The sequence below is a fragment of the Rhodanobacter sp. LX-99 genome, from assembly GCF_018599185.1.
Classification (GTDB): Bacteria; Pseudomonadota; Gammaproteobacteria; order Xanthomonadales; family Rhodanobacteraceae; genus Rhodanobacter.
Genome location: NZ_JAHFVL010000001.1, coordinates 646,499 through 660,030, shown reverse-complemented (window position 1 = coordinate 660,030; position 13,532 = coordinate 646,499). Strand labels below are relative to the sequence as shown.

Below are 13,532 nucleotides of genomic sequence, written 5' to 3'. Positions count from 1 at the left end.
CCCTTGATACCGATTTACGTGAACCGACAGGTGCGCCATGAACAAGATCATTGAACAGTTCGAATCCGAGCAGATCACCCGCCAGCTGCCGGAATTCAGCCCCGGCGACACCGTGGTGGTCAACGTCAAGGTGAAGGAAGGCAACCGCGAACGCGTGCAGGCGTTCGAGGGCATCGTCATCGCCAAGCGCAGCCGCGGCCTGCATTCGGCCTTCACCGTGCGCAAGATCTCGCACGGCACCGGCGTGGAGCGTGTGTTCCAGGCGCACAGCCCGGCCATCGACTCGGTGACCGTGAAGCGCAAGGGCAAGGTGCGCGGCGCCAAGCTGTATTACCTGCGTGGCCTGGAAGGCAAGGCCGCCCGCATCAAGGAAGACATCGCCGCCGCTGCCGCAGTCAAGGCGAACGCGAAGGCTGCCGCTGCCGAGTGATTCGCTCCGTCGCTGCTGCCGTCGCATGAAGAAACCCGCGGAGCGATCCGCGGGTTTTTTGTCTCTGGCACGGGGCGTGTCGCGGTTCGCCGGAAGGCGCTACTCCAGACGTTGCGGCTGCTGCAGGAAGTTGCCCTGCACGAAATCCACGCCGCAGGCGAACAGCAGCGAGGTGCTGGTGGCATCCTCGACCCATTCGGCGATGGTCTGGCGCTTCAATTCGCGTGCCTGCTGGCAGATCTCGGCAATTTTCTTCTGGCTTTCCGGGTGCCGCGGCAGGTCGGCCATGTAGCTGCGATCGATCTTCAGGTAGTCCGCGTCGATGTGGTTGAGCAACTGGAACGAGTTCAGGCCCGAGCCGAACTGCTCCAGAGCGAAGCGGCCGCCGGCTTTCTTCCAGCCGTTGACGAACTCCTGGGCCGGACGCAGCAGGGTCATCACCTTGCTCTCGGTCATCTCGAGCACCAGCTGGCCGCGCTTCAGCCCGGCCTGCTTGAGCCGATCGCCCAGCCATGCCAGCAGCGTGTCGTCCTGCAGCGAGGCGGCGGTGAGCTTGACGAAGAATGTGGTCTGCTGGCCCTGGCCTTCGCGCTCCTGCAGCGCCTTGATGACCTGGTCGAGCACCCAGCGGTCGATCGCACCGGTGAGGTTGTGCTTCTCGGCGATCGGCATGAAGAAGCCGGGCAGCACCTCGCCCTGCGGACCGTTCATGCGCAGCAGGATTTCCGAGTAGTCGCCTTCGGCGTCCTGCAGGCTGATGGTCTGCTGGTGATAGAGCACCAGGCCTTCCCCGGTCAGCGCCTTGCGCAGCAGCTCCAGCCAGTAGCGCTCGCGTTCCTCGTCGGCCTTCTCGCGCGCGGCGGGGTCGTGCAGCTCCACCTGGCTGCCGCCGAGGCTCTGTGCGGTGCGCAGGGCCTGGCTGGCCTGGTTGAGCAGCAGCTCGGTGTTCGCGTTTTTCTCGCCCAGCAGGCTGCCGCCGATGCTGGCGGTGACCGTGATCGAGCGCGAGCCGGCGTCGAAGATCTCGTTGCTGACGCTGTGCTGCAGCTTGGCGATCCACTCCTTGATCGCCTCGTCCGGGCGCGAATCGAGCACCACGCCCAGCGTGTGTTCGGCGAGCATGCCGGCCACATCGTCGGCGCCGAGCAGCATGCGGATGCGGTCGGCGAAGCCGGACAGCAGTTCGTCGGCCTTGCCCAGGCCGATGCCACCTACCAGCGATGCCCAGTTGTCGGGTTCGATCAGCAGCAGCGACTGGCCCTTCTTGCCCTTCGCCGCCGCGGTGACGGCGTCGTCGATCGATTCCAGCATGCGGGCGCGGTTGAACAGGCCGGTGACCGGGTCGCGCTGCAGCTGTTCCAGCACGGCCTGGTCGACCAGTTGCCGGCGGAACACGATCTGCAGGCAGGGTTCGCCCTCGAACGTGGCGGGTGCGAATTCCACCGTGGCGTCGAACTGGCTGCCGTCGGCGCGGCGCGCATGCAGGGTGAGCTGAGACGGCGTCTTCTCCTGCCGTGCGTGGCCGCGCAGCAGGGCCTTGAATTCGTCGGCATGGGTCGAGTCGATCATGTCCAGCACCGGCAGCCCGAGCAGGTCGTCGAAGCTGTCGTAGCCGAACGTTTCCAGGTAGGCGTGGTTGGCCCGCACGTGCATGCCCTCGTGCACGTAGGCGATCGCATCGGTGGAAGAGTCGAGCAGCGCGTCGCAGCGTCGCTCCGATTCGCGCAGCGCGGTCTCCAGGCGGCGCACCTGGCGGCGCGTCTGCAGCGACTCGAATTCGCGCTGCAGCACCGCGATCAGCTGCTTCGGCTGGCTGCGTGAGGCGACGCCGCGGGCGCCGTGCACGAACAGGTCCGCCACGATCTGGTTGTCGATGGCGTTGACCAGGCCCAGCAGCGAGTAGTCGCGGCCGTAGGCGTCGAGCACCTTGACCGCCTCTTCCAGGCTGATGCTGGTGATCGCCGGGTCGAACATCACCACATCCGGTTCCAGCTCGTTCACCGCAGCCTGCATCTGTTCCACATTGGTGGCGCGGGCCGGCCGCACGGCAATGCCGGTATTGCGCAACAGGCTGATGATCTGCTCGGCCTCTTCCAGCGAGCTTTCGACGAAGAGGATCTTGATGACGTAATCTTTTTTCATGGGGCGTGATGCTGTCCGTTGATCATCGCAGGCGGTACGAGGGAGGCTTGTGCGGTCAGCCGCGATCAGTGTTTGTAACGGATTCCGCCAGCAGCCGCCAGCGGAAAAGCCATGAAACAGCGACCGCTGCCCGGATTACAGGGGCCGTTTGGAGGCGTCGCCGCCCACCTCACGCACCAGCCGGGGCACCAGATAGCCCGGCAGGCGGGCGCGCAGCGCCTCCATCAACGCCAGTGCGCGGTTGTCGTTGACCTCGAAGTGCGCGGCGCCCTGCACCCTGTCGAGCTGGTGCAGGTAGTACGGCAGCACGCCGGCGGCGAACAGCCGCTCGGACAGGTCGGCCAGCGTGTCGGCGTCGTCGTTGATCCCGCGCAGCAGTACCGACTGGTTGAGCACGGTGGCGCCGGCCGCGCGCAGGCGGGCGCAGGCGGCATCGACGCTGGCGTCCAGCTCGTTGGCGTGGTTCGCGTGCAGTACCACCACCTTCTGCAGCGGCAGGCCGGCCAGCCAGTTGCTGAAGGCATCGTCGATCCGTTCGGGCAGCACCACCGGCAGGCGGGTGTGGATGCGCAGGCGGACGACGTGCGGCAGCTCGGCCAGGCCGCGGGTCAATTCCTCCAGCTTGTGCGTGGCCAGTGCCAGCGGGTCACCGCCGGACAGGATCAGTTCGCGGATCGACGCGTCCGCCTTCACATGGGCCAGCGCCTCGTGCCATTGCGATGCGGCGGCGATTTCCTCGCCATAGGGGAAGTGCCGGCGGAAGCAGTAGCGGCAGTTGATCGCGCAGCTGCCGCTGGCGATCAGCAGCGCGCGGCCGTCGTACTTGTGCAGGACGCCATGTCCGGCCTTCGAGGCCATGTCGCCGACCGCGTCGAGCGTGAAGCCCTCGGCCCGGTCGTGTTCGGCCCGCTGCGGGAGTACCTGCAGCAGCAGCGGGTCGAGCGGGTCGTTGTGGCGCATCCGCGCCACGAATCCGCGGGGAACGCGCAGGGCGAAGCCGGCGTCGTCCGGCGGCAGCAGGTCGGCACGGCCGCCCAGACCCACGGCCCGCAGCAGTTCCCCGGGATCGGTGATGGCGTCCCGCCACAGTTCGCGCCAGCCGGGTGTGGGCGACGATAGGCGGGCGTGGGGGCTTGCGGTTATCATGGCGGGCCTTGGAGCGGGCGCTGAAGCCCGTGACAGACACCTATTTTAGCCGCCCATCGGGCGAAATTGACTCCGGAGCACTAACGCATGGCGACCCTTGGCCTCAATGACGTCAAAATGGGCAAGAAGATCCTTCATAACGGTGACCCCTGGGTCATCACCGAAGCGGACTTCGTCAAGCCGGGCAAGGGCCAGGCGTTCACCCGCATCCGCATCCGCAACCTGAAGGACGGCCGCACCACCGAGCAGACGCTCAAGTCCAGCGATTCCTTCGAGGAAGCGGATGTCACCGATACCGACATGCAGCTTTCGTTCATCGATGGCATCGGCAAGGATCGGTTGTGGCACTTCATGAACATGGAGACCTTCGAGATGGTGCCGGCAACGCTGGCCGCGATGGGTGACGCATGGAAGTGGCTCAAGGGCGAGGAAGAATGCGTGGTCACGCTGTTCAATGGTGCGGTGGTCGCCGTGCAGCCGCCGAAGTTCGTCGAGCTGAAGATCATCGAGACCGATCCCGGCGTACGTGGCGACACCTCCGGCGGTGGCGGCAAGCCGGCCACGCTGGAGACGGGAGCGGTGGTGCGCGTACCGCTGTTCGTCAATCAGGACGAAGTCATCAAGGTCGATACCCGCACTGGCGAGTACGACAGCCGCGTCAAGTGACGTATCGGCCCGCGCGCTCGCGCGCGGCTTTGCCGATACGTCATCCCGGCGAAAGCCGGACGAGCGCGCAGCGCGAAGAACGTCCGAAGGACGGCCCCGAAGGGGCGAGCGGAGCGAGTCATCCAGTGAAGTACTCGTGCGCAGCACACAAATGCCTTTCGCAATGTTGCAATGGAAAGGCACTGGATGACCAGCTTCGCTGTTGTAAAGCGTCTCCGGCCTTCGCCGGAATGACGATGCTGAGACATGACGATTCTGGGGCGGGCGCCGCAAGGTGTGCCGCCCCATGTCGTATCCATCCTTTGCAGAGTGAGTGAGCGATGAGCCAGACCGCCCCACAGCCCGTCGACCTGATGATCGAAGCACGCTGGGTCGTGCCGGTCGAGCCGCACGCGGTGGTGCTGGAGAACCACGCGGTGGTGGTGCAGGACGAGCGCATCGTGGCGCTGCTGCCGATCACCGACGCGCGGCTTGCCTATGCGCCGCGCGAGCGCGTCGAGCTGGGCGAGCATGCGCTGATCCCCGGCCTGGTCAACAGCCACACGCACAATCCGATGACCCTGCTGCGCGGCCTCGCCGACGATCTGCCGCTGATGGTGTGGCTGCAGCAGCACATCTGGCCGGCCGAGGCGAAGGTGATGGGGCCGGAGTTCGTGCGCGACGGCGTCGAGCTGGCGGTGGCCGAGATGCTGCGCGGCGGCACCACCTGCGCCAACGAGAACTACTTCTTCCCCGACGTGATCGGCGCCACCTACCGCAAGCTGGGTTTCCGCGCGGTGGTCGGCTTGCCGGTGATCGAGTTCCCCACCGCGTGGGCGAAAAGCCAGGACGAATATTTCGAGCGCGCCAGTGACGTGCACGACAGCTTCCGCGGCGACCACCTGGTCGGCACCGCGTTCGCGCCGCACGCGCCGTACACGGTGTCGGACGAGAGCTTCGAGCGCATCCGCATGCTGTCCGACCAGCTCGACATTCCGGTGCACCTGCACACGCACGAGACCGCGCACGAGGTCGAGGACGAAAAGGCCAGGAGTGGCCTGCGCCCGTTCCAGCGTTTGCAGAAGCTGGGTCTGGTCAACGACCGCCTGATCGCCGTGCACATGACCCAGCTGACTGACGGCGAGATCGCCGCCTGCGCTGCCGCCGGCGTGTCGGTGGTGCATTGCCCGGAGTCCAACCTGAAGCTGGCCTCCGGCTTCTGCCCGGCGGAGAAGCTGCGCCTGGCCGGCGTCAACGTGGCGTTGGGCACCGACGGCTGCGCCTCGAACAACGACCTGGACATGTTCGGCGAGATGCGTACCGCCGCGCTGCTGGCCAAGGCGGTCGCCGGCGACGCAGCGGCGTTCGACGCGGCGTTCGCGCTGCGCGCGGCCACGCTCAACGGCGCGAAGGCGATCGGACTGGAAGCGAAGATCGGCTCGATCGAGGTCGGCAAGCAGGCCGACTTCACCGCCGTGCGGCTGAACGAGCTGGAGACTCAGCCGATGTTTCACGTCATCTCGCAGCTGGTCTACGCTACCGGCCGCCACCAGGTCAGCGACGTGTGGATCGCCGGTCGACGCAAGCTGGCCGGGCGCGAGTTGGTCGGCATGGACACCGCCGCGATCCTGGAGCGCACGCGCGCCTGGCGCGAGCGCATTGCCTCGGCCTGACCCGGAGTTTTCGATGAACCGTTACCTGGTCCTGCTGATCCGCCGGCCGCACCTCGACCCGGCCGTGGTGCCGCTGCACCTGGCGTTCCTGGAGGGTTTGCGCGAGGAAGGCCGGGTGGAACTGTCCGGCGGATTCAGCGACAAGTCCGGCGGTGCCTACCTGCTGCATGCAGCCGACCTGGCCGAGGCGACCGCGATCGTGCACGACGACCCGGCCCATGTCAGCGGAGGCTGGGATATCACGGTGTACGAGTGGCAGGTCTGAACTTTTGCGCTCATCCGTGAGCGCAAAAATCAAAAGGCGGCCATCCTTGGCCGCACTCTTCAATCAAAGAGGTTTGTGCTCGTCAATGAGTGCGAAAATCAGGGAGCGGCCATCCGTGGCCGCACTTTTCAATAAACTCGTGTACTCACCCTGGACTCGAACATGATCGCCGCCAACGTCAGCCCCGAGGAAATCGCCCGCTTCGATAGCCTGGCGGCGCGCTGGTGGGATCCCGACGGCGAATCGCGCCCGCTGCACGACCTCAACCCCGTGCGCGCCGCCTATATCGCCGCGCGCGTCGACCTGCGCGGGGCGAAGGTCGCCGACGTCGGCTGCGGCGGCGGTCTGCTCAGCGAGACGCTGGCACGCGCCGGCGCGAAGGTTACCGGCATCGACCTGGGCGCCAAGGTGATCGACGTCGCGAAGCTGCACCTGCATGAGTCCGGCCTCGGCGTCGACTACCGCGTGCAGTCCTCGGCCGGGTTGGCCGCCGCCGAGCCGGAAAGTTTCGACGCGGTGTGCTGCATGGAACTGATCGAGCACGTGCCCGACCCGGCCGCGCTGGTGAACGACCTGGCCGCGATGCTGAAGCCGGGAGCGCGGCTGTTCATGTCCACCATCAACCGCACGCCGGCCGCGTTCGGCGCGGCGATCGTGGGCGCCGAATACGTGATGCGCATGCTGCCGCGCGGCACCCATCACTATGCGCAGTTCCTGAAGCCGTCCGAGCTGAGCCGACTGCTGCGCCACGCCGGGCTGGAGCTGGAGGACGTCTCCGGGCTCGCCTACAACCCGCTCAACCGCAAGGCCTGGCTGAGCCGGATCACCGCGGTCAATTACGTGCTCAGCGCACGAAAACCCGCATGAAGTCGCTACCCGAAAACATCCAGGGCGTGCTGTTCGACCTGGACGGCACCTTGCTCGACAGCGCTCCCGATCTGTACGCCGCCTTGCTGGCGCAGTGCGCGGAACAGGGCACGCCGCCACCGCCGTACGCGCCGGTGCGCGAGGTGGTCTCGCGCGGCGCGCGTGCCGTGCTGCGCTGCGCGTTTGCCGATCGCGGCGAGCCGGCGCTGGAAGCGCTGGTGCCGCGCTACCTGCAGCTGTACCAGGACGTGATGGCGCAGCAGACACGCTCGTTCGACGGCGTCGACGAGCTGCTGGCGCGGATCGAGGCGCATGGACTGCGCTGGGGCATCGTCACCAACAAGGCCGCTTTTCTCACCGACGAACTGGTCGCCCGCATCGGTTGGGCACAGCGCGCCAGCGCGGTGGTTTCCGGCGATACCCTGGCGGTGAAGAAACCCGACCCGGCACCGGTGCTGCTGGCCTGCGAACGCGCCGGCGTGGCGCCTGCGCAAAGCCTGTTCGTCGGCGACGACCGCCGCGACGTCCTGGCCGGCGCCGCCGCCGGCCTGTACACGGTGGCAGTGAGCTGGGGCTATCTCGATGGCGGCGATCCGCATGCGTGGGGCGCCGACAAGGTACTGGACCATCCGGCCGAACTGGCCGAACTGCTGCAGCTGCAGCCGGTCACGGCATGATCGAGCTGATCGAACAAAATGCCGTGCTGCAGGGCTTCATCGACAAGTGGCTGGCGGTGCAGCCGCAGCAGCGCGTCGCGCTGGTATTCGTCGATGGCCGGCGCTATCCCGGCCACATCGCGCTGGCTGCACTGGAGCAGGAACTGCTCGGCGCCGCCTACGGCATCCGCGAGCCGCAGGTGGCCGCGGCCAAGCTCAACTGGTGGGCCGAGGAGCTGGCCGGTGCGCCGGCCAGCGGTGGCCGCCACCCGCTGACCCAGGTATTGTTCGACGACGAGCGCGCGCATGCCATCGCCAGCAACCTGTGGCTGGCCCCCGTGCTGGCGGCCATGGCGCAGCTGGAGCAGGGCACCGCCGCGGATTTTGCCGCGCAGATCGATGCGGCGATGCCGCTGCATGGCGCGCTGGCCGCGCTGGAAACCGCCTGGTGGTACGGCGCCGAGGCGTCGCCGATACGGGCGTCGCGGGTCGCCGTGCTGAATCACCTGCTGCATGCGCTGCTGCGACTGGAGCAGGATGCCGAACGCGACCGCCTGCCGCTGCCGATGGCGCGGCTGGCGCGACATGGCCTGAGCCGCGCGCAATTGCGCAGCCACGGCACGGCGCGGCAGCAGGCGGTCAAGGCGCAGCTGGACGACCTGCTGGCCAGCTGGGCGGAGTCGGCCACGCTGGCCGGGCCGCTCAGCGTGTTCCGCGCGCTGGAATCGCGCCACGCGAGCACGCTGGCGCAGCGCGCGGTGCGGGCCGGCGATGCGCTGGCGGTGTTGCAGGCCGGCCAGTCGCGCACCGGGCTGGCGACCTCGCTGCAGGCGTGGCAGGCCGCACGTGCGTGGCGCCGGTACGTGGCGTAAAACGACCCAGGACGCAGTGTTTCCGTCACATCACTATTGCGCGGCGGCCTGCTTGCCCCAAGATTGTCTGCTTCGCGGCGACCTGTTCGCCGATGTCAGGACTCCTATCATGCCGAACCAGGAAAATACCGCCCGCCTGCTGCCCGACGTCGCCGTGCACGCGCAGCCGCATCTTGCCGGCGCGCTGGACTGGGTCGGCATGGCCGACATCCAGGTGCCGGTGCTGTTCGATGCCGGCGACGGCCAGGCGCAGCGCGCCAGTGCCCGGGTCGGTGCCTTCGTCAACCTGAACCGGCCGGACAAGCGCGGCATCCACATGTCGCGCCTGTACCTGCAGGTCGAGCAGGCGCTGAGCACGCAGACGCTGAGTGCCGACATGCTGCACGCGCTGCTGCGCGGTTTCCTCGACTCGCACAAGGACCTGTCCGACCGCGCCTGCCTCAGCATCCATTTCGAGCACCTAGTGCGCCGCCCGGCCCTGAAAAGCGCCAACAGCGGCTGGCGCGCGTACCCGGTGTGCATCGAGGCCAGCCTCACCGGCGACGAGTTCCTGCTCGAGTTCGGCACCGAGGTGGTCTACTCCTCGACCTGCCCGGCCTCGGCCGCGCTGTCGCGCCAGTTGATCCAGGACCAGTTCGCCAGCGATTTCGATGCCGGCAAGCCGCTCGACCACGCCGCGGTGCTGGCCTGGCTCGGCAGCGAGCATGGCATCGTCGCCACCCCGCACGCCCAGCGCAGCGTGGCGCGCCTGCGCATCCGCACCGCGATCGGCGCGGGCTTCCACCTCATTGGCCTGATCGATCGCGTCGAGCACGCGCTCGGCACGCCGGTGCAGACCGCGGTGAAGCGCGAGGACGAGCAGGCCTTCGCGCTGGCCAACGGCGGCAACCTGATGTTCTGCGAGGATGCCGCCCGGCGCATCCAGAAAGCGCTCGATACCGACGCCGCGCTGAGCGACTTCCACATCCGCGTCGAACACCAGGAAAGCCTGCATCCGCATGATGCGGTGGCGTACGCGAGCAAGGGCGTGGAAGGCGGTTACGGCTCCACGCCGTGACGCCCGCTTCGTAGGGTGGATACCACCGTCCGCCGCTGCCGTCTGCCGAAAGCCGGCGATCGCCTCGATGCAGTCGTGCTTCACGCGAGGTTGGCGTGGAGGCGAGGACCTTGCGTCGACGAGTTCGGCATTCCCGAACAGTCAGTGGACCTCGGGGGAATCTTCCTGGGAGCGGCAGCGGGAAAAATGGAAGTGCTCGGGCACCGGGTCGTGGCCGCCCGTGCACAATGGCTGGCAGCGTAGCAGCCGCCAACCGGTCAGCAGGCTGCCGCGCCACGGGCCGAAGCGGGTGACCGCAATCCGTGCATAATCGGAACAAGTGGGGTGGAAGCGGCAACGCGGGCCAAGCAGGGGACTGAGCCAGCGCTTGTACAAACGCAGCATCCACAGTATCAATCGGGTCAGGACATTCACGGTGCCGGAGCGGCTTGCGACAGGTAGTGGTACAAGTATTCCAGAAGCAAGCTTGCTGGTGTAGGGCACTTGGGCTATAACACCCGGCCGCCAAGGCCAAAAACGGTGAAGGGATATGGCGAAAACAACGCGTAATTCGACCGCTGCCAAGGCGCAGAAGGGCAAGACTTCGGCTGACGTCAAGGCCGGCAAGTCGAAGGCAGCTGGAGGCAAGGCGCGGACCGCGAAGAACGCCGGCAAGGTGCCCGCAAAGACCGGCCGTAGCGCGGCCAGCAAGACTGCGGCGAAGAAAGTCGCGGCCAAGTCGGCCGCTGCCAGGAAACCGGTCGCCAAGTCCGCGGTCAAGAAAGCCGCCGCCAAATCGCCAGCGAAGAAGGCCAGCCCGGCGAAGAAGCCTGTCGCGAAGAAGGCGGCCGTGAAGAAAGTGGCCGTGAAGAAAGTGGCGGTCAAGAAGGCCGTTGCGAAGAAGCCGGCGCCGAAAAAGGCCGCCGTCAAGAAGGCCGCCGTCAAGAAGGTCGTCGTCAAGAACACCAGGCCAAAGGCTGCCGCAGCCCGGAAACCGGCAGCGAAACCGGTGGCAAAGGTGGTCGCCAGGAAATCGCCGCCGGCCAAACCCGTGGCCAGGCATGCCGCGAAACCGGTGGCCAAGCCGGCGACCAGGCCGGCCGCGAAACCCGTTGCCAAGCCGGCACCGGCAGCAGTGGTTGTCAAAAGCGCATCCCCGGCACCCGCCAGCACCCTGTTCAAGGGCAAGGTGGCGAGTGCAACCGCCATGGTGACACCGCGTGCAGCCCCGGCCGCCGCGCATCATGCCTCTTCCCACAAAAATCAGAAAAACTCGTCGTCCTCAATGAATAGACTTGCTTCAAAAAAACTCGATAACGGCATCACCCGCGAAGACGGGCGGTACGCGTTACCTTCCACCAGCAACATCACGTTGCCCAAGGGTTATCACCCCTCGCCGAACGAGGAGTACATGAACCCGATGCATCTGGCCTACTTCCGCAACAAGCTGCGCGACTGGCGCGACCAGCTGGTGGAAGAGTCGCGCCAGACCATGGACAACCTGCGCGAGGAGGTGCGTGACGTCGGCGACGAAGCCGAACGCGCCACCCGCGAGACCGAAAATTCGCTGGAGCTTCGCACCCGCGACCGTTACCGCAAGCTGATCTCGAAGATCGACAAGGCGCTGCGCCGGATCGAGGAAGGCAGCTACGGTTTCTGCGAGGAGACCGACGAGGAGATCGGCATCGACCGCCTCGACGCGCGCCCGATCGCGACGCTGTCGCTGGATGCGCAGGAGCGCCGCGAGCATCTGCAGAAGCAGATGGGGGATTGATTTCTGCGCTCCTCCGCGAGCGCAAGGATCAAGCCCGGCATCCATGCAAAAGCCCCGCTTCGAGCGGGGCTTTTGCATGGAGCGAAGCGAAAGGCGTGCCGCGTCGCTTGCTCACTCCTCAGCTTGCGGCCGCCGCGGCGTAGCCTTTCAACTTCGCCAGCATCGCCGCCAGCCCGTTCGAGCGCGTGGGCGAGAGATGCTTGGCCAGGCCGATCATGCCGATGAAGGTGGGTTCGGTGGCGACGATCTCCGCGGCCGGGCGGTCGGAATAGACGCGCAGCACCAAGGCGATCAGGCCGGACACGATCGCCGAGTCGCTGACCGCCTCGAAGTGCATCTTCGACGCATTGCCGCTGGGCACCAGCCAGACCATCGACTGGCAGCCGTGCACGCGATGTTCCTCCGTCTTCCACGCCTCGGGGAAAGCAGGCAGCTGCTTGCCGAGATCGATCAGGTACTGGTAGCGCTCGGTCCAGTCGCCGAAGAACGCGAATTCCTCGGCGATGTCCTGCTGGGCCTGCTCGGCGCTGATGGTGGCAATGGCGTTCATGCGGACATTATCGCGCGGACAAGCTGAATTCACGAATGCACGCAGGCGTCGCTCAGCCCTTCGCCACACTCCAGCGCGTGCCCTGGGCACTGTCCTCGATCGCGATGTGCATGGCCGCCAGCTCGTCGCGGATCGCGTCGGCGCGCGCGAAATCGCGGGCGGCGCGGGCAGCCTGGCGCTGTTGCAGCAGATCCTCGATGTGCGCCGCGTCGACCGTGCTCTCGCCGCGCCTGAACCAGGCTTCCGCGTCCTGCTGCAGCAGGCCGAGCAGGGCGCCGCCGCCGAGCAGGGCGGCTTTCGCCTCGGCGCTGCCGGACTGGCGCGCGGCATCGGCCAGCACGGACAGCTCGGCCAGCGCCTGCGGCGTGTTGAGGTCGTCGCACAAGGCGGCCTCGACGCGTTCCGGTACCGGCAGTTCGCCGGCCGGCAGGTCGACCCCGGCCAGGTCGCGCAGCACGCGATACCAGCCGTCCAGCGTGCTGGTCGCCTGGGCGATGGCCGCCTCGGACCAGTCCAGCGGCTGCCGGTAGTGGCCGCTCAGCAGGCGCAGGCGCAATGCCTCCGGCGGATGCAGCTGCAGCAGCTCGTGCACCAGCAGCACGTTGCCCAGCGACTTGGACATCTTGCGGCCGTCGAAAGTGAGCATGCCGTTGTGCATCCACCAGCGCGCGAACACCTTGCCGCCGTGCGCGCAGGTGGACTGGGCGATTTCGTTCTCGTGATGCGGGAACAGCAGGTCGACGCCGCCGGCGTGGATGTCGATGGTGTCGCCCAGGTGCGCTGCGCTCATCGCCGAGCATTCGATGTGCCAGCCCGGGCGGCCGAGGCCCCACGGGCTGTCCCAGCCGGGCAGCTCCGGCGTGGACGGTTTCCACAGCACGAAATCGCCGGCGTTGCGCTTGTACGGTGCCACCTCGACGCGGGCGCCGGCGATCAGTTCCTCGGGATCGCGGCCGGACAGCGCGCCGTAGGCGGGGAACGAGCCGACGTCGAACAGCACATGGCCTTCGGCGGCATAGGCGTGGCCGCTGTCCAGCAGGCTTTCGATCATCGCGATGATCAGGCCGATGTGGGTGGTGGCGTGCGGCTCCACGTCCGGCGGCGCCACGCCGAGCCCGGCCATGTCCTCGCGATACGCCTGCGCGAAGCGGCCGGTGATCGCGCCGATCGGCACGCCCTGCTGCTGCGCGGCGGCATTGATCTTGTCGTCGACGTCGGTGATGTTGCGGGCGTACAGCACCTGCGGGTAGTGCCGGCGCAGCAGGCGCACCAGCACGTCGAACACCACCGGCCCGCGCGCATTGCCGATGTGCACGTAGTTGTAGACGGTGGGGCCGCACAGGTACATCGTCACGCGCTCGGGATCGAGCGGGGCGAACGGTTCGGTGCGGCGGGTCAGGCTGTTGTAGAGCGATATCGGCATCGGTGGAATCCGCAACATGGAGCCGTGCAGAGCGTGGCGCGGCCAGCCCGGCA

14 protein-coding genes are annotated in these 13,532 nt (G+C 67.2%); 9 read left to right on the top strand and 5 right to left on the bottom strand.

All coding sequences use genetic code 11. The features are described from left to right. Positions 1–37: 37 nt before the first annotated feature. Positions 38–430: a 50S ribosomal protein L19 gene (gene rplS, locus KK131_RS03180; RefSeq protein WP_214555245.1), complete on the top strand. Its 393-nt coding sequence runs from the start codon at positions 38–40 to the stop codon at positions 428–430. Between the two features lie 99 nt (positions 431–529). On the opposite strand, the gene KK131_RS03175 is transcribed toward rplS, so the two are convergent. Together KK131_RS03175 and epmB are read right to left on the bottom strand one after the other, a co-directional pair. After that, positions 530–2,572, bottom strand: coding sequence for a GGDEF domain-containing phosphodiesterase (locus KK131_RS03175; RefSeq protein ID WP_214555243.1), 2,043 nt, complete (start codon positions 2,570–2,572; stop codon positions 530–532). A 135-nt stretch (positions 2,573–2,707) separates the two neighbouring features. Further along, positions 2,708–3,718: an EF-P beta-lysylation protein EpmB gene (epmB, locus tag KK131_RS03170; protein ID WP_214555242.1), complete on the bottom strand. Its 1,011-nt coding sequence runs from the start codon at positions 3,716–3,718 to the stop codon at positions 2,708–2,710. A gap of 87 nt (positions 3,719–3,805) precedes the next feature. Here epmB and efp point away from each other — a divergent pair, with 87 nt between their 5' ends. The 7 genes from efp (at position 3,806) to folE2 (ending at position 9,753) form a co-directional block, all read left to right on the top strand. Continuing rightward, positions 3,806–4,384, top strand: a complete 579-nt coding sequence (efp, locus tag KK131_RS03165) for an elongation factor P (protein WP_214555240.1) — start codon at positions 3,806–3,808, stop codon at positions 4,382–4,384. Positions 4,385–4,704: 320 nt separating this feature from the next. Further along, positions 4,705–6,036 (top strand): TRZ/ATZ family hydrolase, encoded by a 1,332-nt coding sequence (locus KK131_RS03160; RefSeq protein ID WP_214555238.1) that lies wholly within the window; start codon positions 4,705–4,707, stop codon positions 6,034–6,036. Positions 6,037–6,049: 13 nt separating this feature from the next. After that, entirely contained in the window at positions 6,050–6,301 is a 252-nt protein-coding gene (locus KK131_RS03155; protein ID WP_214555236.1) for a YciI family protein, read from the top strand. A 162-nt stretch (positions 6,302–6,463) separates the two neighbouring features. Beyond that, complete coding sequence (gene ubiG / locus KK131_RS03150) at positions 6,464–7,168, top strand: bifunctional 2-polyprenyl-6-hydroxyphenol methylase/3-demethylubiquinol 3-O-methyltransferase UbiG (RefSeq protein WP_214555234.1); 705 nt, start codon at positions 6,464–6,466, stop codon at positions 7,166–7,168. Next, positions 7,165–7,845 (top strand): phosphoglycolate phosphatase, encoded by a 681-nt coding sequence (gph, locus tag KK131_RS03145; protein ID WP_214555232.1) that lies wholly within the window; start codon positions 7,165–7,167, stop codon positions 7,843–7,845. The genes ubiG and gph overlap by 4 nt, the downstream gene beginning before the upstream one ends. Further along, positions 7,842–8,696 (top strand): squalene/phytoene synthase family protein, encoded by an 855-nt coding sequence (locus KK131_RS03140; RefSeq protein WP_214555230.1) that lies wholly within the window; start codon positions 7,842–7,844, stop codon positions 8,694–8,696. The genes gph and KK131_RS03140 overlap by 4 nt, the downstream gene beginning before the upstream one ends. A 109-nt stretch (positions 8,697–8,805) precedes the next feature. Then, the gene (gene folE2, locus KK131_RS03135) at positions 8,806–9,753 is read left to right on the top strand and encodes a GTP cyclohydrolase FolE2 (RefSeq protein ID WP_214555228.1); all 948 of its coding nucleotides are present in this window, start codon (positions 8,806–8,808) and stop codon (positions 9,751–9,753) included. 141 nt (positions 9,754–9,894) lie between these two features. On the opposite strand, the gene yidD is transcribed toward folE2, so the two are convergent. After that, positions 9,895–10,137 (bottom strand): membrane protein insertion efficiency factor YidD, encoded by a 243-nt coding sequence (gene yidD / locus KK131_RS03130; protein WP_214555225.1) that lies wholly within the window; start codon positions 10,135–10,137, stop codon positions 9,895–9,897. A 145-nt stretch (positions 10,138–10,282) separates the two neighbouring features. Here yidD and dksA point away from each other — a divergent pair, with 145 nt between their 5' ends. Beyond that, positions 10,283–11,506: an RNA polymerase-binding protein DksA gene (gene dksA / locus KK131_RS17605; RefSeq protein WP_250887136.1), complete on the top strand. Its 1,224-nt coding sequence runs from the start codon at positions 10,283–10,285 to the stop codon at positions 11,504–11,506. 118 nt (positions 11,507–11,624) lie between these two features. Here dksA and KK131_RS03120 read toward each other — a convergent pair whose 3' ends face one another. After that, on the bottom strand, positions 11,625–12,056 hold the full coding sequence (locus KK131_RS03120) for a SufE family protein (protein WP_214555223.1): 432 nt from the start codon (positions 12,054–12,056) through the stop codon (positions 11,625–11,627). A 52-nt stretch (positions 12,057–12,108) separates the two neighbouring features. After that, on the bottom strand, positions 12,109–13,479 hold the full coding sequence (gene cysS / locus KK131_RS03115) for a cysteine--tRNA ligase (protein ID WP_214555221.1): 1,371 nt from the start codon (positions 13,477–13,479) through the stop codon (positions 12,109–12,111). Between the last annotated feature and the right edge of the window lie 53 nt (positions 13,480–13,532).

Coding starts and splice junctions, on each gene's coding strand:
- KK131_RS03120 (WP_214555223.1), bottom strand. CDS start 12,056: ATGAACGCCATTGCCACCATCAGCGCCGAGCAGGCCCAGCAGGACATC.
- efp (WP_214555240.1), top strand. CDS start 3,806: ATGGCGACCCTTGGCCTCAATGACGTCAAAATGGGCAAGAAGATCCTT.
- KK131_RS03160 (WP_214555238.1), top strand. CDS start 4,705: ATGAGCCAGACCGCCCCACAGCCCGTCGACCTGATGATCGAAGCACGC.
- dksA (WP_250887136.1), top strand. CDS start 10,283: ATGGCGAAAACAACGCGTAATTCGACCGCTGCCAAGGCGCAGAAGGGC.
- folE2 (WP_214555228.1), top strand. CDS start 8,806: ATGCCGAACCAGGAAAATACCGCCCGCCTGCTGCCCGACGTCGCCGTG.
- KK131_RS03175 (WP_214555243.1), bottom strand. CDS start 2,572: ATGAAAAAAGATTACGTCATCAAGATCCTCTTCGTCGAAAGCTCGCTG.
- KK131_RS03140 (WP_214555230.1), top strand. CDS start 7,842: ATGATCGAGCTGATCGAACAAAATGCCGTGCTGCAGGGCTTCATCGAC.
- ubiG (WP_214555234.1), top strand. CDS start 6,464: ATGATCGCCGCCAACGTCAGCCCCGAGGAAATCGCCCGCTTCGATAGC.
- KK131_RS03155 (WP_214555236.1), top strand. CDS start 6,050: ATGAACCGTTACCTGGTCCTGCTGATCCGCCGGCCGCACCTCGACCCG.
- epmB (WP_214555242.1), bottom strand. CDS start 3,718: ATGATAACCGCAAGCCCCCACGCCCGCCTATCGTCGCCCACACCCGGC.
- gph (WP_214555232.1), top strand. CDS start 7,165: ATGAAGTCGCTACCCGAAAACATCCAGGGCGTGCTGTTCGACCTGGAC.
- cysS (WP_214555221.1), bottom strand. CDS start 13,479: ATGCCGATATCGCTCTACAACAGCCTGACCCGCCGCACCGAACCGTTC.
- rplS (WP_214555245.1), top strand. CDS start 38: ATGAACAAGATCATTGAACAGTTCGAATCCGAGCAGATCACCCGCCAG.
- yidD (WP_214555225.1), bottom strand. CDS start 10,137: ATGCTGCGTTTGTACAAGCGCTGGCTCAGTCCCCTGCTTGGCCCGCGT.